An 18645-nucleotide genomic window follows, 5' to 3' on the forward strand; every position below is an offset into this window, starting at 1 on the left:
AGGTGGTAATCCAACGTAAAAACCTGGGGTTCATCCGTTCTCACGCAGATTACGCACCTTCCAGGCCACCGCCGATACAGTCGACAGCCTCTGTGTGGTCGCTACCGTCCTCGACGTTCCGCTCCTGTAACAATAAAACTGCAGCCTGCGCGCCAGTCACTCTCTTCAAGGGAACCCGGCTCGCTCGACAGGGCCTGATGTGCAAGGATGTCGCGCCGGACATCGTTCGTTGAACGCAAAACCAAGGATTTTTCATGACTGCCATCCCCACCCCAGCGCCCGTGGTTCCCGGACGGCTGGAGCAAATGTCGACCCGTATCGCCTTTTTCATCGCCGGCTTCGGTATCGCGGCCTGGGCGCCGCTGGTGCCCTACGCCAAGGCACGGGCAAACCTCAATGAAGGCACGCTGGGCCTGTTGCTGTTGTGCCTGGGCGTCGGATCGATCATCGCCATGCCGATGGCTGGCGCGCTGGCTTCACGCTTCGGCTGTCGCCGGGTGCTGATTGCCGGCACAATCATGATCTGCCTGGCACTGCCGATGCTCGCCACGGTCAGTTCAATCCCCTTGCTGATCGCCGGGCTGTTCCTGTTTGGTGGGGGCCTGGGCACTGTGGATTCGACGGTCAACCTGCAGGCGGTGATTGTTGAGCGTGCCAGCGGCAAAACCATGATGTCGGGGTTCCACGGGTTGTTCAGCCTTGGCGGTATCGTCGGCGCAGCAGGAGTTGCCGGGTTGCTGGGGCTGGGCTTGTCGCCGTTGCAGGCGACGCTGGTGGTGATCGTCATCATGGCGCTGGCATTGTTCAAGGCCGGGCCGCATCTGCTACCTTACGGCAGCGAAAGCTCTGGCCCCGCGTTTGCCGTTCCCCACGGCGTGGTGCTGTTTATCGGCTGTCTGTGTTTCATCGTGTTTTTGGCCGAAGGCGCCGTGCTGGATTGGAGCGCGGTGTTCCTGAGCGCCGAGCGCGGCCTTGATGAAGCTTACGCCGGCTTGGGTTACGCGGCGTTTGCCTTGACCATGACCGCAGGGCGCCTGACCGGTGATGCGATTGTTCGCCGCTTGGGGGCTACCCGTGTGATCGTGATTGGCGGCGCACTGGCCACTGCCGGCATGTTGCTCGCGACGTTATTGCCGGCCTGGGAAACGGCGCTGCTGGGGTATGCCTTGGTGGGCGCCGGCTGCTCGAATATCGTGCCGGTGTTGTACACCGCCGTCGGTAAACAAACGGTCATGCCGGAACATATCGCCGTGCCGGCCATTACCACGCTGGGGTATGCCGGCATTCTCGCCGGGCCAGCCGTTATCGGGTTTATCGCCCACGGCAGCAGTCTGAGCACCGCCTTTGTGCTGATTGCGCTGCTGCTGGCGGGCGTAGCCATCAGCGGCAAAATTCTCAAGGTGTAAAGCACTCACCGCACACAGCCGGGGCGTTACCTGGCTTTGTGGGTTTCATAGTGTTCCAGCCAACGCTCCAGGCTTTTGTTGCAAAGAAAGCCCTCGTGCCTGGGGCGTCCCAACAACCGCATATTGTTGTCGCGCTCCAGTGAACGCAGCAGGCCCGGGCGTTCCATAATGTTCTTGGCGGTGTACACGCAGTGTTCACTGTACTTCTTCCTGGGTAGCCCGGTGGCGGGCTCCAGCAGGGGCTGTCCTTGCGAGTCCAGGTCATCGGGATCACTCATCACGATTTTGAGCTGGTTGATGTCCAGGTACTCAAGCGCCTCAAAAAATACTGCGCTGTCTTTGGGGATATCCCTCAGTTGCTTGAAATAGCCTTGCAGTGCCTTTACGACCTGAGCGTTGCCCTGATCATGAAAAGGGTCCTGGCTGAAGACGCTGGGGGAGCTGTTACCTTGCAGTGCCACAGCGGCCGCGTTCAGGCTGTCGCGGGTGATGTACCCCGCGCAGTCGATGATCGCATCGTTGAGCAGGGGGCGATTGAGAATTTCCCTGACCAGCAGAATCATACGGTCGCGCACCTTACTCTCCACTCAAGGTTTGAGCGGCGATCTGGCGTAATGACGACTGCGTCAAGCGCCCATCTTTCAGAAATCCATGCAGCTCGCCAAAGTGTTTCTCCAACTCACCGGCTAATTGGCTGTCCGTAGAGTTCGGGCCAGGCGGCGTGGTGTTGGTACGCACTGCGGGGGCATTCTGCAGCGCCTGTTGGCGCAGTGAAGACAAACCTCCCCGCCACAGCATGGGCCGCTGCGCCGGCAGGTCCCGCGAGGCAAACGGCTCATCGCCCGGCAGCTGGAAAACGCGGGGCGATGAAGCCCAAGACACCTCTGGCCCGCCCACGCCCATTGGCTGTGCGCGCGGTATTGCACCCTCAATCTTCATGCGTCATCTCTCGCTTTTTGCAGATCTATGCTTGCTTGAAAAGTCAGTACCGAGAGTACCGAGTCATCGGTTCCCCCCCCGGGCAGCAAGCATCCGATATGTGGTTAGCGCCACGCGATAGTTCCGGGCGACAGAAGAATCCCAATAACAGCATGTAACACGGGTTTACCCGGCTGCTGGCCCACGCCACCGGGTGGTGAGGTAGTTGATCAGCGTGGCCCACCGGCAAGTGGGTTGCCCCAAGCTCTGGATGTCAGGGTGGCTGGCAGGCGCTGGCGCAAGCAGGCCACGGGCAAAATCATCCGCGACGGGCGCCTGGAATTTGTGTTGGCCCACAAAGGCTTTCATGCGCATCGTTTCGGTGGCGTGCACCGTCGATAAGGCTGGGCAGTTGCCCTCCTCGCCAACCGATGTTGAGCGGGCAACCTTGCGTGTACCCTCAAAGGTGCCCCGGCTATCGGCCTGACCGGATTGAAACGAAGTTGAAGTCATGTCTGGCTCCTGCTCGGCGTTTAAAAGCAACCCCTACGATCAAAGTCGCTGGTTACAACCTGTGTGGCAAACGCGCGAAAACAGTTCCTGCCCTGGCCTGGGCCGTGCAGTGAGCACTGGAAAAACAGGCAAAAAAACGCAGCCCTAAGGCTGCGATTTTTCTTATCAACGGCCGGTCAGAAGCCAACGCTGGCCTGCACGAAGAAGGTGCGGGGCTGGCCCAGGTACAATCCGGCGTTGTTGTCACTGGAGCGCGTGTAGTGCTGTTGATCGAAGACGTTCTTCACGCCCACACCCAGTTTCAGGTTCGACAGTTGCGCGCCGAAGTCATACCCGCTGCGCACGTTGACCGAGACATAACCAGGGATATCGCCGTACTGTCCATCGGCAGTGCCCTGGGTGATGTAGGTGGTGCCGGTGCCCGGCGCGCGCTGACCGGACTGAGCATAGACGTCCAGGTTATGGGTCCAGTGGTTGATGTCGTAGCGCAGGCCCGCTGTCAGCACTTCACGGGAGTAGAGCGGCAGGTCGCGGCCCTTGAACGGCACATCACCCTCGGCAGTCGCTTTGGTGTAAGTGAAACCCGCGTTGGCGGTCAGGCCGTCGAGGCGTGGGTCCAGGTTCGACAGGTCGTAGTGGGCCGAGGTTTCGATACCCTGGTGCTTGGTCGCGCCGAGGTTGGTCCAGCCCACGTCATTGCTCACATATTGCAACTCATCCGAGAAATCGATGTAGAACAGCGTCACTTCGCCGCCCCAGACGCTGTCGTTGTAGCGTGTGCCGATCTCGTAGGTCTTGGCCTTTTCCGGGTTCAGGCCGTCGGCCGTCTGGTTGACGCGACCGCCCTGCCCGATCTGCGCGTACTGCAGGCTGCCGAAGGAGGTTTCGTAGTTGGCGAAGACTTTCCAGGCATCGGAAATGTGGTACATCACGCTCAACGCCGGCAACGGCTCGTTACTATTGATCTTGCGATTCTTTTCCACGGTGCGCACACCGTTCAAGGCGACCACCGGGCGGTCATGCCAGTTGGTTTCTATGTTTTCGAAGCGAATGCCCGGCGTAACGGTCCACTTGCCGATATCGATTTTGTCGTCGATATAGAACGCGTTGGCCACGGTGCCGCCGGTGCGGTCCTGGTAAACATGCCCATCGTTTTGCCCGCCCGGCGTCGGCACGTTGTTGACCAGATTGAGGCTGCTGGCCTGTTCATGCATGCCTTCTTTGAGGTAGCGATAACCGACGCTGACTTCCTGGGTGCTCGGGCCCACATCGAACACATGGGACACCCGCGGCTCGATGCCGAAGGTGTAGTAGCTGCGCGGGTAGGAACCGATGGTCTTGAGGTCGCGATTGGCAATGTTGCTGCCACGGAAGCTGTCGATGTAATAGGTCAGCACTTCGGCCTGGGTACGGTCGTCGATCTGGCGGATGTACTTAAAGGAGATGTCCTTGCGACGGCCGCTGAAATTGTCCCAATCACGTACCGATTGATACGGGTTGGCGTCAAACTGCTTTTGGGTCAGGCCACCGGGCATATCGGCGTTGGCATTGTAATAATGAAGATTGAGCGAGAAATCGTCTTGATCGGTCGGTGCCCAGTGGGTCTTGAGGATCACGTCGTCGATGTCGTTGGAGTTGTTGCTGTTGCGGTAGCCGTTGCCATTCACCCCGGTATACAACAACGCCACGCCCATGCCGTTATTGGCAGTGCCGCCGACAAAAGCGTTGTCGACGTGTTTCCAACCGCCGTGGGCGGAGGTTTCCAGGGTGGTGCCGACTTCACCCGAGGCCTGCTCGGGAATCGCGCGGGTCACGAAGTTGATCACCCCACCGACGTTCTGCGGCCCATAACGCACGGAACCCGCGCCGCGTACCACGTCGATGCTGTCCAGGTTACCGGCAGAAATCGGCGCCATCGACAGTTGCGGCTGACCATAGGGAGCGAACGCAGCCGGTACGCCGTCGATCAATACGGTGGAGCGTGGCGACAGCCGCGAGGTCAGGCCACGCACGCCGACGTTGAGGGAAATATCGCTGCCGCCCGTGCCGTTGGCCTCTTGCACCTGCACGCCAGGGACGCGGCGCAGCACATCACTGACATTCATCGCCCCCTGCTCCACCATGGCTTCACGGCGAATGACGGTACGTGCGCCCGGATGGTTCTGCACCACTTCGGCATTCGCATCGCCCAGCCAGTCGCCCACCACTTTGATATCAGTGACGCCCAGCTCCAACGGCGAGCCGGCTTCACCGGTGCCACTGCGCAATGGGCGCAGGGTCACGGAACCGGCATCGATCTGGTAATCCAGGCCGCTGCCCTGAAGCAATTGGCGCAGGGCCTGTTCGGGAGACAGGTTGCCGTCCACTGCTGGCGCTTGTTTACCCGCGACCATGTCAGGGCTGAAGAACACTTGCAGGGAAGTCTGCTGGCCCAGTTGACTCAAAGCAGCGCCCAGCGGCTGTGAGCGAATATGGATGCCGTCAGCCGCATAGGCCGCAGGCAACGCGGCACTGACCGCAAGTGCCAGCGCCAGGGGCGCCCAGCGGGAGACTTTATTGTTGTTACCGACAAGTTTTTTCACGTCGAACCTAGTCCTGTGATCGCAAGAGTGTGCGGCTGTTAATGCAAACCAGTTGCAGTTGCAGAAGAAGACGAAGAACTCGAAAAAAACCTGAATGTCAGCGTGAAATAATTTCCTGGCTGCCATCCGGCAAGGCGCGCACGGCCACTGGCAGGATATGTGGCAGGGCCTTGAGCAAGGCGTCGGTGTCAGTGGATTTGAACACGCTGGTCAGCCGCAAATTGCTCACCGCCGCCGTATTGACGCGCAACGGCTGCTCGCGATAGCGCGATACTTCCCGCGCCACTTCGCCAAGGGTGGCGTTGTTGAACACCAATTTGCCCGTGCGCCAGGCTGTCAGTTCATCGGCATTCACGGCATACGCCGTAACGACTTGCCCTGCAGGATCGACATGCGTGCCGAGCCCTGCCGTGAGCGTCACGCTCTGATCCGGCGCACGCCCCTGCACCTTGACCGTGCCGGCCTCGACCACCACGCGGGTCTGATCGTCATCGCGGCGCACATCAAAACGCGTGCCGGTGACCGTGATCTGCCCTGCCCCGGCGGCCACGATAAACGGGCGACTGGTGTCGTGTTCAACGCTGAACATCGCTTCGCCCTGTTTGATTTCTACGCTGCGCCGACCCTTTTCATAATGCACCGCGACCACGCTGCGGCTGTTGAGGTCCATCACCGAACCGTCGGGCAATGCCACTTGGCGATGCTCGCCCAAGCGCGTGCTGAACTCAGCGCTGTAGGGTTTGGGATGTTCAAGCCCGCTGAACAGGCCAAGCCCCACGGCGATGGCCACCACACTGGCAGCCATAGCGTAACGCACAATGGCGCGACGTCTGGGGCGTTCGACCGGGGCCTCGCACAGTGCTTGCAAACGCGCCGAGGGCACAAGGTCAGCGGCGCTCCACAGACCTTGCAGCACTTCAAATTCATATTGATGCTCAGGCTGCTCGGCACACCACGCGTCGAAACGCTGTTGCTCTTCGGGGCTCAACTCGGCGTCTTGCAGGCGTACAAACCATTGCGCGGCTTCGTCGCGAGCACGGCTATCCATCGTGGAAGATCCTGTTTCAAAACGGGCAGAGTTCATGGGGCCATGGCGTCCAGGCGGTCGCGCAGATGCCGCAAGGTGCGGATCATATACTTTTCCACCATGTTTTTAGACAGCCCCAGGCGCACGGCGATTTCCTGCTGGGTCAGCCCCTCGATTTTCTGCCAGATAAATATCTTGCGACAGTTGAGCGGCAACTCGGCCAAGGCCCGCTCGATGGAGTCGGCCAACTGGATCGCGTGCATGAAATGCTCCGGGTCACCGTTGTGGGGCGAACACTGATCAACGGCGTCCAAGGCCAGCGCCTCACGCCGGTCTTCGCGACGATAAGCGTCCACCGCAATGTTGCGCGCCGTTTGATGCAGATAGGCACGCGGCTGCTCAACGTCGCTCGAACCAGACTCAAGCACGCGCACGAAAGTGTCGTGAGCCAGGTCTTCAGCCTGCTGACGGTTTCTCAGGCGGCGTGTCCAGGTTCCGATCAACTCTTCGTAATGCTCGAAAAAGCCTGTTCTGCGGGGCGGCTGAGGAATCATCGCGTGAGCACTGGGAGGCGGGGGCGTGAATAGTAATGCTTCCTATTAAGCGGGGCAATTGCTTCCCGTCGCCCACCGTATCGCATTGCAACTAAAGATGACTGGCCGCCTGTTTAAGTCGGTTCAGTTTCTCTCGGCTGCCACACACACTCATCTGGCACCACTTGCGTTGTTTACTTTTGGAGAGATCGAGAAATATCCAATCGCAATCCGTGCAACTGCAGCACCTCAACGCGTGAAGCTGGCTCGATACCAGCAATTGCGTCGCATCTGTGGCCAGGCGCGCTATCAGCATCGACGTCAGCTCCTGCGCAGAGACGCAGGTACGCCAGCCCCATGCGGGCCTCCCATCAATGGAGCGCAAGACTCGCCACGCCGCGCCTTGCTGGTAGTGCAGGTTGATCTGCTGTAAGGCCTCATCGGTGACATTCTGGTGTAATGACAGAGCGTGGAAGACGCCGTAAAGACACTCCCGGAATGCAATAATCGCGTCCAGGTCTGGCTGGAAGGAAATAAGCGAGTCAAACACCATAGGTGAGTATTTATCGTACTCTTGCTCAGAGAGCAAAGAGGCGTGTAATGCCCACTCGATGAAGAACTTGAAACTGGTGAGTCGTTCTTCCTTAACCTTGAGTGCAGAATACGGCCTGCGACCATTAGTGGTATTGATAAAATCCAATACTCGGGCGCCGCCGATCAGCCGGATTGATTTTGCAGTGCCCGTGAAATGTGTCATTCCAACTCCCGAAAAAACCTGCACGCTCTGCCCTGGCAGAGAATACCTCGTTTCTTGGAGTCGAAGTCGTCGCCCCGCGGCTAGAAGACCAATGGCTCAGCGGGGTCCGCTGCACTCGCCATCCAATCAAGAATGATCTCGACCGATTGTTCAACTGAAAACAGGTGGGTCTGCACATGCACTTCAGGAAACAGCGGAGTGTCGTAGTTCGAATCAATCCCCGTAAAGTTCTTAAGCAATCCCGATCGCGCCTTTTTATACAAACCTTTAGGGTCGCGCTGTTCGACAATGGCCAGCGGGGCATCCACATGGACTTCTACAAAATGCTCATTGCCAATGATCGAGCGGGCGTAATGCCGACTGGCCGATGACGGCGAGATCAGCGCAACGATAACAATAAGCCCCGCCTCCACCATCAAACCCGCGACCTCAGCGACCCGCCGAATGTTTTCATCGCGGTCACTGTCGGTAAACCCCAAGTCACGACACAGCCCAGTGCGTACCGAATCGCCGTCAATGATGCAGGTAAACCGGCCTTGGGCCCTTAAGGCAAGATCCAGCGCATCAGCAATGGTCGATTTCCCGGAGGCAGAAAGGCCAGTCAGCCAAATGACCACAGGTTTTTGCTTCATAGGCGACTGTTCGGCACGCACGTGGCTGAACGTGAACGCATGCAAGTTTTGTTGTGGGCCTTGTGCAAAGTAACTCATGACCGTTCTCCCTCCTTAAGCGAAACAGGCTGTTTGCCCAACATGAACACCATCACGCATTGTAAAAACAGCAGGAGCGAAACCACCCAATAAACTGTCGAGAATGAGCCTGTCAGGTCTTTGGACAGCCCGCCCAGGAAGTTACCGCACACGCCACCCAGGCCTATCAGCACATTGGCGATGCCAAATGCCTGCGTCAGCCGGTTGACCGGAACGATTTGCCCGATGTAACTAGGGACCAACCCAAAAATCGGATAAAACGCCAGCGCAAACAAAAAAGCCGCCAAATAGAACAACGCGACAGTGTTAAAACTGAACACCAGCAGGGCTGCCAGACCCGCGCTCAGAAAGCACATGGCCAAGGCCGCCTTGGCACCCACTTTGTCTGCAACCCATCCCACCAAAAAGCCCGAAGCCATCCCTACAGCGCCGATGGTCGTCCAGATAAACCCTGCGTCTTGTACCGAAACGCCTAACTCATCGCGCAAGTAAGGTGCCAGGTAAGTTTGAAACGGCAGCAGTGCCATCCCGTTGAGAAAGGCGATGACCCAAATCAAATACAACGAACGGCTCAGCCATGGCGTGTGGCCATCGAACGACCGCGAGCGCTCACCTGAAAAACCAGTTGCCTGTTCCGTCCCCATGTTGCGCAATAGAAACCAGGCCATGAAACAGAGGCCCAATGACACAAGGCCGGCTGTCAGCCAGATAGAGCGCCAGCCACCCTGCAAGGTGAGAAACGACACCAGCAACCCGTTGATGAACACACCGTAACTGGTGCCACTGGAGATCAGCCCCATGACGCGGGAGCGGTTACCTGGACTGAAACCCTTGGTGACGATTTCTGCCAGCGGGATGTAAACCGAAGCGGAGCACCCTCCCAGCAATATCAATAACCCACCCGACAACCAGATATTGTCGCTGACGCTCAAACCCAGCAGGGCCAGAGACGTCACTACGGTGGACACCAGGCTGATTTTCCAACCTTCGAAGTAACGGCTGATGTAACTGGTGACCGAAGAAAACAGCAGGAAACCTATCTGTGCGCCGCCGGTGATCAAGCCCACAGTGGTGTAGTCAAAGCCGATATCCCGGCGCATATCAACCACCAGGTTGGCGAACAAGTAGACGCCGAACCCATAGGTACTGGCTACAAAACCCGTCAGTACGACTGCCAGCACCACGCTATCGAGCGCGCGAGGATTATGCTGTACGAGTGTGCTCATCATGACTCCCTCACACGGCGCGGGCGGTGTGGATGACAAAATCACAATTCATCCTGTCGAAGTCACGCTGAAAATCACCGTAATCCTCATGGGCAAAGAAGCCGCTGGCCTGAATCTCGGTGGCCAGTTCTGCGGGCAGTAACGGATACACTTTCAGGCTGTAGCGTTGTTTATCTGCAAAGTCGTAAATGAACTCGCACACCTGTGCATCAACCCTTCCCAGGCTGACCGACGCACTGGCGCCGCAGTAATAATAATTGCCGCTGGATTTGAAGTTGCCCGCGCGAATCGCAAAAAAATTACGCTGATCAACAATCAACACACCGCCTGGATTGAGCAATGCCCTGAACTTGCGCAGCACGCTCATGCGGTCGTGCGCCTCAAACACATGGCACAGTGAACTGCCCAGGCACACCACGGCATCGAACGTACCCAGCACGTCCGGGTCGAGGTCAAGCCACTCCATTTGGTGGGATTCAATATCCAACTCACGCTCAAGGAAGTTTTGCCGGGCTTTTTTCAGCATCGTCCCGCTGCCGTCCGTAGCGACCACCTTGAAACCTGCCTGCTTGAGTTGCACAGCATGGAATCCACTGCCCGTGGACACATCCAGCACCGATTTCACCGCGTGCCTTTCGAGCAGCCGCTCAAAGAAACCATCCTCACCGGCCTTTCTTTTTTCCCAATCAATCAACGCGTCCCAGCGCTCGACAAAATCCTGTGAATATTGTGCTGAATAACGGGCTACTTCCGCGTGTTTATTCCCCGGAGTCTGACTCATGGCACACCGCTCCCTACCAGGTTGAATTCTTGAAAGACAGGTACTTTTCCGCCAGTTCATGAGCACAGTCAGCGGACTGTTGAACCGACATGATTTGCTTGGAGTACCCCAGCATCGTCTGCATGATTGCCATGCACCTGGGGTTAAAGGTGACCGAGCCGTCACAATGGATTTCGTCGATACCATCGTGGCTTTGGCAAATGCTATTGAGGCGCACCGCGTCGTCGTATGGGCAGCTCTCGGAGAACTGCACATTGATGCGTCCGTCCTGAAGCCATACCGGATAGCCGCCCGGCAGCCCCAGTGGACCGGGCGCGTGCACGAGGACCGGTGTCGGTGAGAACAGCCCTTCGATCACGGTGACCGCAGAACACGCGGTTAGAAACTGCCCATCGACCCCACCCAAGCGACGAAACTCGTTTTTCACCGTCGAAAAAATCACCTCATCCGACAGACGAGCGACCGTACGCTGGCCGCGAACTTCATACAGCAAGCGGTAGCTCGCACGCGGAGGCAGGCCGCCCCGTGGCACGTAATGACTGAAATAATGCTGGGCATACAGCATCACTTCCACGTCCGCGGCAGAGCACTTCAGCAACCGTGCGATGGACAAACGCACGGCCGGAATCAGGTTGGCGACATTACCCACCCCTATATCAGGGGCCAGACCGACCCTGGCCAGAATCGGGTTGACGGCATCGGGAAAGGCCGCATTGACGGTCAGGGTCGTGATACCGGAGGCCTTCACGGCTTGCATCAAGTGATGCATCAGTGTGAGGTGCATGGGCAGCCAGGGGCCGAACTGTGCCTGGTCAAGTTGTTCGAACGAGTGTTTGGGCAACCCGGTGATCACTCGCCATGACTGCAACGAGGCGCAGTTCACGATGATGTCCGGCGCGTGTTCCCGGAGCACTTGGGTCACGCTGCCGATATCCGCCAAGTCCGCGATCACCGGCGAGATAGCCACGTACTGCTGCAGTTGTGCGCACGACAGCGTCACCAGGTTGCACAGGCGGATGGTCGCTTCTTCGTTGCGCCCCAGCACGACAAACTCGAACCTGTTCCTGGGTGCCAGAATCTTGAGAATCTGCAGGCACAAATTACCGGCGCCCACCAACAGCAACTTTTTCTTCGGTATGGGCTGGCTCACCGTGGGTAGGCTCCGTTATCAACCGGGATAACCTTGCCGGTCATATGCCGCAAACCTTCACCAACCAGCAGCAAGATGACCTCGGCCACACCACTGGGCAGGATGGGGTCTTTAAGAATTTCCTGGCGCGCGTACTCCGCGCGCCGATACTCAGGAATGGTGTCGTAGATGGCCGTGTCGTGAATCAGTGCCGGAGACACGGCGTTTACCCGCACAAAAGGCGCGAAGTTCCAGGCGTTGGCCTTGGTCAAGCCGATCACTGCGGCTTTAGTGGCGCCGTACAGGGCATCACAACTGCCCACTTCCCCTGCCACTGAGGTGATATTGACGATGCTGCGCGGCGCTTCGTGCTTCATTTCGCGCTCGGCGAAGTCTTTGGAAAGATAAACCAAGGCTTTGAGGTTAACGTTAAGCATTTCATCCACTTCGTTATCGGAATAGGCATAAATGCTTTTGCCGTGATACACCCCTGCATTATTAATTAACCCATAGATAGTGGCATGACGCTCATACAGGCTTGGAATAAAGTCCTTGATCACAGCATCATCGGAAAGATCGGCAACCTGCGTTTCTAATACACTCGCATTGTAAGTCTTTTGCAAGATATTGAGGGCGCCCACGTCTTTATCGACGGCAATGACAAAGTAACCATCGACAATTGCCTGCTCCACGGTCGCCCGACCAATTCCATTCGCGGCACCCGTAACAATCAACTTTTTCATGCCCTGCTCCCTATTGACAGAATTCGTTCATGCGCGCGTAAAAAACCCAGTGATAGTCATACATCGCTTTTAACGCCGGGGTGTTATCGAGCACCTCTTTATCTGGGTGAGGCTGACTCGGTGAAATAATGCATTCACTGTTTTCTGCGGCAATGTGCCAACTTCGCCAGGTTTTCCATTGTTCTGGGCACTCGCGCTTCCACACCATGGCGTGTGGCAGGAATTCAATACCCAAGTAGTCACACAGTTTGCCAATCACCCGCTCCGGCGCTGCCGCCAGGTCATCAGCATTTATGACATAGGGCATTTTGCCGGTGAGCTTAGTGACCACACAAAAGATCTCATACAAGGCTTTATGGCCAATGGCTTGCAACGGCATATTGGGGTGCACGCGATAATGCGAAAGAATGCTGCTGGCGGGTTCCCGAATAAGAAAGATATTGTCTTGTTGCGCCAGGAAGTCCACGTCTACTCTCAAGTCATCGAGGCAGTGATAACACATGTCTTTGTGAAAGACGTTGGCTGTCTCCCTGGCCTTGACCAGCCGCTCTTTTATTGTCTGATACGTGGTTGGAAAACTGTGATCCCATTCATCCGACGGAATGGCAGAGTCAGCAGAAAATGCCATATGGGCAAACGGTTCGTGGAAAACTTCAAAGTCTTTGCGCTCGATAAATACGCGTTCCAACACCGTGGAGCGAGAACGTGGGTGCGCCCATAACCCGACCATCTTGTTCATACGAGCACCCCATATTCGGCCGCCATGATCGCACTGAGCGAACGGCTGAAAGCATGCGTAGGGGGGCAGAGTCGAGTGCAAAAATCGGCCAGGCGCCGATGCGCACTGTTGGCCTCATTGCACGTATTGATAAACGCCTCATGATTGCAAAAGTCATAAGGCTCGATGCCGTCCAGGCAGTAGGCTTCGCAGAAATACGGGATACGAAACAACTTCGCGAGCGTCGAAGCCGGTGGCTTCAAGGGTTCCCCCGCAGGAAATACCGGTTTACCGCGACTTTCGCGCTCAATCAAAAACTCGACCACTTCCGGCGTCAGTGTGTAGCACGTCGCCAGCAAGCCGGTCTTCTCCAGGTGCCAGCAGTGCTTGTTGCCACGCTCGTCCACATCAACTTTTATACTGGAAAGCAGGGTTTTGACTGGAGCGGAAGACGCCGAGACCAGCGCCTGTATCTGCTCATAAACCATCAACTCCGCCCAGCGCAGATCCTCTGGACTCAGCGTCAGGCCGCGCTCTGCCGCTTGTAACGCAAACTCGGGCTGACAGGCGAAGCGGCCGATCATGAACGTGATCACATACTTGCAATGGCGTGTGTCGATGCCCTTGCTGCGCGCAGTCATCCTTCCACGTTCTATGGCCTGGATGCCTGCCTGAAATTGCGCAACCGTGAAGCAGAAGGTGATATTGAGAGAACTGCCTTGCGCCACTAAGTGCTCGACAGTCGTAAGGCCCTCCAGGCTTGCGGGCACCTTCACCATCACATTCGCAGCTAACTGACGCAGTGCCACGCCCCTGGCAGTCATGCGTTCGGCACAGCGCACATCGACAGGATCGACTTGAGCGCAAATCCACCCTTCACACTGGGCAGATTGAACCCAGCGTTGCTTCAGGTCGGAAGCCCCCTGCACGATCACTTCGTCGTACAGCTTGCGGCGCAACTCTTGGGGCGTCAGTTTGGCAAGATTAAACCGCGACAACCAATACTCACGTTTTTCAAGAATTACCGCAGTCACCAGACGAGGGTTAGTGGTTACATTGCTGAACCCACCGGGCTGCGAAAACGTGTCTGGCATTAACTGTTCTATGGAACTGAAGGCGGCCGGGTACTTTTCAAGCAAGTATTTCTTATAAGGTGCATAGACGGCAGGCGAAGAGTCCCACCAAACTTCAGAACTTTGGTCATTACTTTTTAGTCGCTCGGTATAACCTGATGTCGTCACAACGCCTCCTCCTTGAGTTGTCATATCACTGTAGAATCGTGAGTAATTCACGCATATCGGAAAACGCTAACGCCCCCGCATCGACCAACATTGAATGCCGATCGACCGGTCCAAAACCCAATACACTGATGTTTGCCGCAATCGCCGCCTGAATACCGGCCACACTGTCTTCAATAACTAATACATCACGAACATCAACGTCATAAGTGGCGCACGCCGTCAAAAACACCAGAGGATCCGGCTTCCAGCGACCTAACTCATAACAACTGAATATGTGCCCCTCAAAATAAGAGAGCAGTCCGGTGAGACGCAAACAGTGTTCTATTTTATGCCGGGGCGCACTTGAGGCTACGCAAAAAGGAATACTCAAGTTCTCGAGCACCTCACTGATACCCTCAGTAGGTTTTAAATGCGCGGTCAAAGCGATCCCAGCACGCTGGCGATAACTTTCTTCAAACTGACTGTCCAGGCAAATATTCAATACCCGTTCGGCTTCACGTAAGCAGTCGGCAATCTTTCGCCCGCGAAATCGCTCAATGAATTCTACTAAGTCAAGACCCGTAGTCTCATGCGCATCACGACGTGCTTGTTCATTCAGCAGGGAAATCAGTACAGACAGGGTGATTTCTTCACTTTGCACGAGTACACCGTCGCAATCGAAGATCACTAACTTAGGCACGCCCACACGGACAAGCGCCGCCCCCTGAACTGGTAGTTCCCCTATAAAGGCCGATGGGTGCATAGGCATCTCTTATAGGTATATCCGCGATGACTTCTGAACTACCAGCGGAGCACATTGAGGTGTGCTTATAAGACGCCCACAGCAATATCCTGTCAAACGGTTTTTAGTGGATTATTAATTACTTTTAATTATTTGCGAGCTGTTTTTTATTCCATAAAATAGAAGCCCTGCGCAGAAAAACCCACCTGAGGCTGCTGAACTTCTACCGACGCGTGCCAGTCAGCACAAAGGACTCTGATAAAACGGTGGGTGGGCAATGCAGATCTCCTTGCAGCAACAAGTGGCCCTGGTCACCGGCGCCAGTTCCGGCATCGGCGCAGGTGCGGCAAAGGCGTTAGCCGAAGCCGGGGCGGCCGTGGTGCTCAACTACAATTCCCAGGCGGCGCCGGCCGAAGCCCTCGCCGCGCAAATCAACGCAAACGGCGGGCGGGCGATTGCCATCGGTGGTGACGTGTCCAAAGAGGCCGACGTGGAGCGCTTGTTCGCCCAGACCCTCGACGCCTTCGGCCATCTGGACATTCTGGTGGCCAACTCGGGCCTGCAAAAAGACGCCAATCTGGTCGACATGACCCTTGAGGACTGGAACACCGTGATCGGCGTCAACCTCACCGGCCAGTTCCTGTGCGCCCGCGCCGCCGTGCGGATCTTCAATCGCCAAGGCATTCGCGACGGCGTATCGCGGGCGGCCGGGAAAATCATCCACATGAGTTCGGTGCACCAGATCATCCCCTGGGCCGGGCATGTGAATTACGCAGCCTCCAAAGGCGGCGTGGAGATGCTGATGCGCACCCTCGCCCAGGAAGTCAGCGAACAGCGCATCCGCATTAATGGCATCGCACCCGGGGCGATTCGCACCGCAATCAACCGTGCGGCCACTGAAGGCGCGGCTGAAAAACAACTGCTCAAGTTGATTCCCTACGGCCGCGTGGGCGATGTGGAAGACGTCGCCAACGCGGTGGTCTGGCTGGCCAGTGATGCCTCCGATTACGTAGTGGGCAGCACCTTGTTTATTGATGGCGGCATGAGCCTTTATCCGGAGTTTCGCGGCAATGGTTGATTTCAAGAATGAACAACAGAGCGCCATCGATGCCCACGGCATCATTGGCGATATGCGCAGCGCCGCATTGGTTAATGACAAAGGCAGCATCGATTTTTTCTGCTGGCCGGAATTCGACAGCCCTTCGATCTTCTGCTCGCTGCTGGACACGCCCGAAGCCGGTGTTTTCCAACTCACCCCCGACCTGCCCAACGCGCGCCGCGAGCAAATCTACCTGCCCGACACCAATGTGCTGCAAACCCGCTGGCTGAGTGATGAAGCGGTGGTGGAAATCACCGACCTGCTGACCGTCAGCGAAGACGTCGATGAACTGCCGTTGCTGATTCGCCGCGTGCGTGTGGTCAGCGGCAAAGCCACCCTTCACCTGCGCTGCGCCGTGCGCCATGACTACGCCCGCGCGACGACCCAGGCGACGGCCGACAACGGCGGCGTGCTGTTTACCGCTGACGGCCAGCCCGGCCTGCGCCTGATCGGCAGCCACCCGCTGAGCCTTGAAGACCAGGCAGCAGTCGCACGCTTTAGCCTGAACCAGGAGGAAGGCGCCGAATTTGTCCTCGGTGGCGCCGACGACCCACGCGTCACCAACGACTGCACCGACCTGTACCTGGAACGCACCCTGAAGTTCTGGCGCGGCTGGATCGCGCAGTCCAATTACCGTGGACGCTGGCGTGAAATGGTCAACCGCTCGGCGTTGGCCTTGAAGCTTCTGACCTCACGCAAACACGGCGCAATCATCGCCGCCGCCACCTTCGGCCTGCCCGAATCTCCCGGCGGCGAACGCAACTGGGACTACCGCTACACCTGGATCCGCGACGCCTCGTTCACCGTCTACGCCTTTATGCGCCTGGGCTTTGTCGAGGAAGCCAACAGCTACATGCGCTGGCTCAAGGGGCGGGTCAGCGACTGCTGCGGCCAGCCGACCAAAATCAATATCCTCTATGGCATCGACGGACGCCAGGAACTGCCGGAAACCGAGTTGGACCATTTGCGTGGTCACGGCGACGCCAAGCCGGTGCGTGTCGGAAACGAAGCGTTTGACCAGATCCAACTGGATATCTACGGCGAGCTGATGGACGCGGTTTACCTGGTCAACAAATACGGCGAGGCGATTTCCCACGAAGGCTGGAAACACACGGTGGAGGTGGTCGACCAGGTGTGCGAAATCTGGAACCAGAAAGACGTGGGCATCTGGGAGATGCGCGGCGAGCAGCATCACTTCCTGCATTCGCGGCTGATGTGCTGGGTGGCACTGGACCGCGCGATCCGCCTGGCCTCCAAACGCTCGCTGCCGGCCCCATTCGCACGCTGGGACCAGACCCGCCAGGCCATCTACAACGACATCTGGAGCAACTTCTGGAACGAAGAGCGCGGGCATTTTGTGCAACATATCGGTAGCACCGCACTGGATGGCTCGATGCTGCTGATGCCGCTGGTGCGCTTCGTCGCGGCCACCGACCCGCGCTGGCTGTCGACCCTGGAAGCGATCCAGAAAAGCCTGGTGCGTGACGGCATGGTCTATCGCTACCGCAACGACGACAGCCAGATCGACGGCCTGCAAGGCACTGAAGGCGCCTTTACTGCCTGCTCATTCTGGTACGTCGAATGCCTGGCCCGCGCCGGCCAAGTGGAAAAAGCCCACCTGGAATTCGAACAACTGCTGCGCTACGCCAACCCGCTGGGCCTGTACGCCGAAGAATTCGACAGCCAGGCCCGTCACCTGGGCAATACGCCCCAGGCGCTGAGCCATTTGGCGTTGATCAGTGCGGCGACGTTTTTGGACCGCAAGCTCAGTGGGGTAAAGACCGTGTGGCAACCCTGAGGTTGCCTATGCACAATGGGCGGACTTGTCGTGGGATTGCTCGGGAAAATTGGAGGGAGATGTGTGGCGGCATCCTTTTGCCAAAATCGTTGATCGCGATCAGGTTTTCGCGACAATAGCGCCATGAACACATTCCCTACCCTGGCTACCCCGCGCCTGCACCTGCGAGAACTGCAAGTAACCGACGCCCCTGTGCTGTTCGCCATTCACGCCGATGCTGCAAGCATGCGCTGGTACGGCGTCGGCCCCATGACCGACCTCGTCCAGGCCCACGCCCTGATCGACACCTTCGCCCAATGGCGCACTCACCCCAACCCAGGCACACGTTGGGGCCTTGAACACCAGGGCAAATTGGTCGGCAGTTGCGGCCTGTTCAAGTGGAACCGCGCCTGGAACAGTTGCGCCCTCTCCTGCGAACTGGCCTCTGCTGCTCGCGGGCAAGGCTTGATGCGCGAAGCCCTGCAGGCCATGCTCGATTGGGGCTTTGAGCATATGCAATTGCATCGCGTCGAGGCATTGGTGCACCCGCAGAACACCGCGTCACATGCACTGCTGGAACGACTCGGTTTTAAAGCTGAAGGCACTTTGCGAGAGGCCGGGTTCTGGAATGGCCAGCGGCATGACCTCAATGTGTTGGGGTTGTTGGCGCGGGAGTGTCTAGACAAGTAAGACCATTGCCTCCATTCGCTCGATATTCCGTCACCGCGTTTGACTAGAGTTCTTCCATTTCTGGCCTGCTACGA

At 57.5% G+C, this 18645-nt stretch carries 19 protein-coding genes; 4 read left to right on the forward strand and 15 right to left on the reverse strand.

What is annotated here, in order from left to right; genetic code table 11:
- The first annotated feature begins 254 nt into the window (after nt 1-254).
- Nucleotides 255-1406, forward strand: a complete 1152-nt coding sequence (locus FFI16_RS16095) for an MFS transporter (protein WP_138815463.1) — start codon at nt 255-257, stop codon at nt 1404-1406.
- A gap of 26 nt (nt 1407-1432) precedes the next feature.
- On the opposite strand, the gene FFI16_RS16100 is transcribed toward FFI16_RS16095, so the two are convergent.
- The 15 genes from FFI16_RS16100 to FFI16_RS16170 form a co-directional block, all read right to left on the reverse strand.
- Nucleotides 1433-1969: a type III secretion effector protein gene (locus tag FFI16_RS16100; protein ID WP_256666264.1), complete on the reverse strand. Its 537-nt coding sequence runs from the start codon at nt 1967-1969 to the stop codon at nt 1433-1435.
- A 13-nt stretch (nt 1970-1982) separates the two neighbouring features.
- A complete protein-coding gene (locus FFI16_RS30700) occupies nt 1983-2345 on the reverse strand; it encodes a hypothetical protein (RefSeq protein ID WP_138815461.1) in 363 nt (120 codons plus the stop codon).
- 165 nt (nt 2346-2510) lie between these two features.
- On the reverse strand, nt 2511-2837 hold the full coding sequence (locus tag FFI16_RS30705; protein WP_256666265.1) for a type III secretion protein: 327 nt from the start codon (nt 2835-2837) through the stop codon (nt 2511-2513).
- Between the two features lie 176 nt (nt 2838-3013).
- On the reverse strand, nt 3014-5419 hold the full coding sequence (locus tag FFI16_RS16115; RefSeq protein ID WP_138815460.1) for a TonB-dependent receptor: 2406 nt from the start codon (nt 5417-5419) through the stop codon (nt 3014-3016).
- 97 nt (nt 5420-5516) lie between these two features.
- Nucleotides 5517-6467, reverse strand: coding sequence for a FecR family protein (locus FFI16_RS16120; RefSeq protein ID WP_138815459.1), 951 nt, complete (start codon nt 6465-6467; stop codon nt 5517-5519).
- A 32-nt stretch (nt 6468-6499) separates the two neighbouring features.
- The gene (locus tag FFI16_RS16125; RefSeq protein ID WP_138815458.1) at nt 6500-7000 is read right to left on the reverse strand and encodes a sigma-70 family RNA polymerase sigma factor; all 501 of its coding nucleotides are present in this window, start codon (nt 6998-7000) and stop codon (nt 6500-6502) included.
- 91 nt (nt 7001-7091) lie between these two features.
- A complete protein-coding gene (locus FFI16_RS16130) occupies nt 7092-7736 on the reverse strand; it encodes an ABATE domain-containing protein (RefSeq protein ID WP_138815457.1) in 645 nt (214 codons plus the stop codon).
- 80 nt (nt 7737-7816) lie between these two features.
- Nucleotides 7817-8446: an adenylyl-sulfate kinase gene (cysC, locus tag FFI16_RS16135; protein WP_138815456.1), complete on the reverse strand. Its 630-nt coding sequence runs from the start codon at nt 8444-8446 to the stop codon at nt 7817-7819.
- The gene (locus FFI16_RS16140) at nt 8443-9672 is read right to left on the reverse strand and encodes a nitrate/nitrite transporter (RefSeq protein WP_138815455.1); all 1230 of its coding nucleotides are present in this window, start codon (nt 9670-9672) and stop codon (nt 8443-8445) included. The genes cysC and FFI16_RS16140 overlap by 4 nt, the downstream gene beginning before the upstream one ends.
- Nucleotides 9673-9682: 10 nt before the next feature.
- A complete protein-coding gene (locus FFI16_RS16145; RefSeq protein WP_138815454.1) occupies nt 9683-10453 on the reverse strand; it encodes a bifunctional 2-polyprenyl-6-hydroxyphenol methylase/3-demethylubiquinol 3-O-methyltransferase UbiG in 771 nt (256 codons plus the stop codon).
- Between the two features lie 13 nt (nt 10454-10466).
- Nucleotides 10467-11603: a hypothetical protein gene (locus tag FFI16_RS16150; protein WP_138815453.1), complete on the reverse strand. Its 1137-nt coding sequence runs from the start codon at nt 11601-11603 to the stop codon at nt 10467-10469.
- Complete coding sequence (locus FFI16_RS16155; protein ID WP_138815452.1) at nt 11600-12325, reverse strand: SDR family NAD(P)-dependent oxidoreductase; 726 nt, start codon at nt 12323-12325, stop codon at nt 11600-11602. Before FFI16_RS16155 ends, FFI16_RS16150 begins: the two co-directional genes overlap by 4 nt.
- Before the next feature lie 10 nt (nt 12326-12335).
- On the reverse strand, nt 12336-13064 hold the full coding sequence (locus FFI16_RS16160) for a sulfotransferase family protein (protein ID WP_138815451.1): 729 nt from the start codon (nt 13062-13064) through the stop codon (nt 12336-12338).
- The gene (locus FFI16_RS16165) at nt 13061-14284 is read right to left on the reverse strand and encodes a transaldolase family protein (RefSeq protein WP_138815450.1); all 1224 of its coding nucleotides are present in this window, start codon (nt 14282-14284) and stop codon (nt 13061-13063) included. The genes FFI16_RS16160 and FFI16_RS16165 overlap by 4 nt, the downstream gene beginning before the upstream one ends.
- Nucleotides 14285-14309: 25 nt before the next feature.
- Nucleotides 14310-15026, reverse strand: coding sequence for an HAD family phosphatase (locus FFI16_RS16170; protein WP_138815449.1), 717 nt, complete (start codon nt 15024-15026; stop codon nt 14310-14312).
- Between the two features lie 256 nt (nt 15027-15282).
- Here FFI16_RS16170 and FFI16_RS16175 point away from each other — a divergent pair, with 256 nt between their 5' ends.
- The 3 genes from FFI16_RS16175 to FFI16_RS16185 all read left to right on the forward strand — a co-directional run bounded on the left by FFI16_RS16175 (nt 15283) and on the right by FFI16_RS16185 (nt 18571).
- Nucleotides 15283-16083 (forward strand): glucose 1-dehydrogenase, encoded by an 801-nt coding sequence (locus FFI16_RS16175; protein ID WP_138815448.1) that lies wholly within the window; start codon nt 15283-15285, stop codon nt 16081-16083.
- Nucleotides 16076-17902, forward strand: coding sequence for a glycoside hydrolase family 15 protein (locus FFI16_RS16180; protein ID WP_138815447.1), 1827 nt, complete (start codon nt 16076-16078; stop codon nt 17900-17902). The genes FFI16_RS16175 and FFI16_RS16180 overlap by 8 nt, the downstream gene beginning before the upstream one ends.
- A gap of 123 nt (nt 17903-18025) precedes the next feature.
- Nucleotides 18026-18571 carry a GNAT family N-acetyltransferase gene (locus FFI16_RS16185; RefSeq protein ID WP_138815446.1) on the forward strand — a complete coding sequence of 182 codons (546 nt, stop codon included), beginning with the start codon at nt 18026-18028 and terminating at the stop codon, nt 18569-18571.
- Nucleotides 18572-18645: the final 74 nt, after the last annotated feature.

It is taken from the genome of Pseudomonas sp. KBS0710 (genome assembly GCF_005938045.2).
GTDB lineage: Bacteria > Pseudomonadota > Gammaproteobacteria > Pseudomonadales > Pseudomonadaceae > Aquipseudomonas.

Coding starts and splice junctions, on each gene's coding strand:
- FFI16_RS16095 (WP_138815463.1), top strand. CDS start 255: ATGACTGCCATCCCCACCCCAGCGCCCGTGGTTCCCGGACGGCTGGAG.
- FFI16_RS16100 (WP_256666264.1), bottom strand. CDS start 1,969: ATGATTCTGCTGGTCAGGGAAATTCTCAATCGCCCCCTGCTCAACGAT.
- FFI16_RS30700 (WP_138815461.1), bottom strand. CDS start 2,345: ATGAAGATTGAGGGTGCAATACCGCGCGCACAGCCAATGGGCGTGGGC.
- FFI16_RS30705 (WP_256666265.1), bottom strand. CDS start 2,837: ATGACTTCAACTTCGTTTCAATCCGGTCAGGCCGATAGCCGGGGCACC.
- FFI16_RS16120 (WP_138815459.1), bottom strand. CDS start 6,467: ATGGATAGCCGTGCTCGCGACGAAGCCGCGCAATGGTTTGTACGCCTG.
- FFI16_RS16125 (WP_138815458.1), bottom strand. CDS start 7,000: ATGATTCCTCAGCCGCCCCGCAGAACAGGCTTTTTCGAGCATTACGAA.
- FFI16_RS16130 (WP_138815457.1), bottom strand. CDS start 7,736: ATGACACATTTCACGGGCACTGCAAAATCAATCCGGCTGATCGGCGGC.
- cysC (WP_138815456.1), bottom strand. CDS start 8,446: ATGAGTTACTTTGCACAAGGCCCACAACAAAACTTGCATGCGTTCACG.
- FFI16_RS16140 (WP_138815455.1), bottom strand. CDS start 9,672: ATGAGCACACTCGTACAGCATAATCCTCGCGCGCTCGATAGCGTGGTG.
- FFI16_RS16145 (WP_138815454.1), bottom strand. CDS start 10,453: ATGAGTCAGACTCCGGGGAATAAACACGCGGAAGTAGCCCGTTATTCA.
- FFI16_RS16155 (WP_138815452.1), bottom strand. CDS start 12,325: ATGAAAAAGTTGATTGTTACGGGTGCCGCGAATGGAATTGGTCGGGCG.
- FFI16_RS16160 (WP_138815451.1), bottom strand. CDS start 13,064: ATGAACAAGATGGTCGGGTTATGGGCGCACCCACGTTCTCGCTCCACG.
- FFI16_RS16170 (WP_138815449.1), bottom strand. CDS start 15,026: ATGCACCCATCGGCCTTTATAGGGGAACTACCAGTTCAGGGGGCGGCG.
- FFI16_RS16175 (WP_138815448.1), top strand. CDS start 15,283: ATGCAGATCTCCTTGCAGCAACAAGTGGCCCTGGTCACCGGCGCCAGT.
- FFI16_RS16180 (WP_138815447.1), top strand. CDS start 16,076: ATGGTTGATTTCAAGAATGAACAACAGAGCGCCATCGATGCCCACGGC.
- FFI16_RS16185 (WP_138815446.1), top strand. CDS start 18,026: ATGAACACATTCCCTACCCTGGCTACCCCGCGCCTGCACCTGCGAGAA.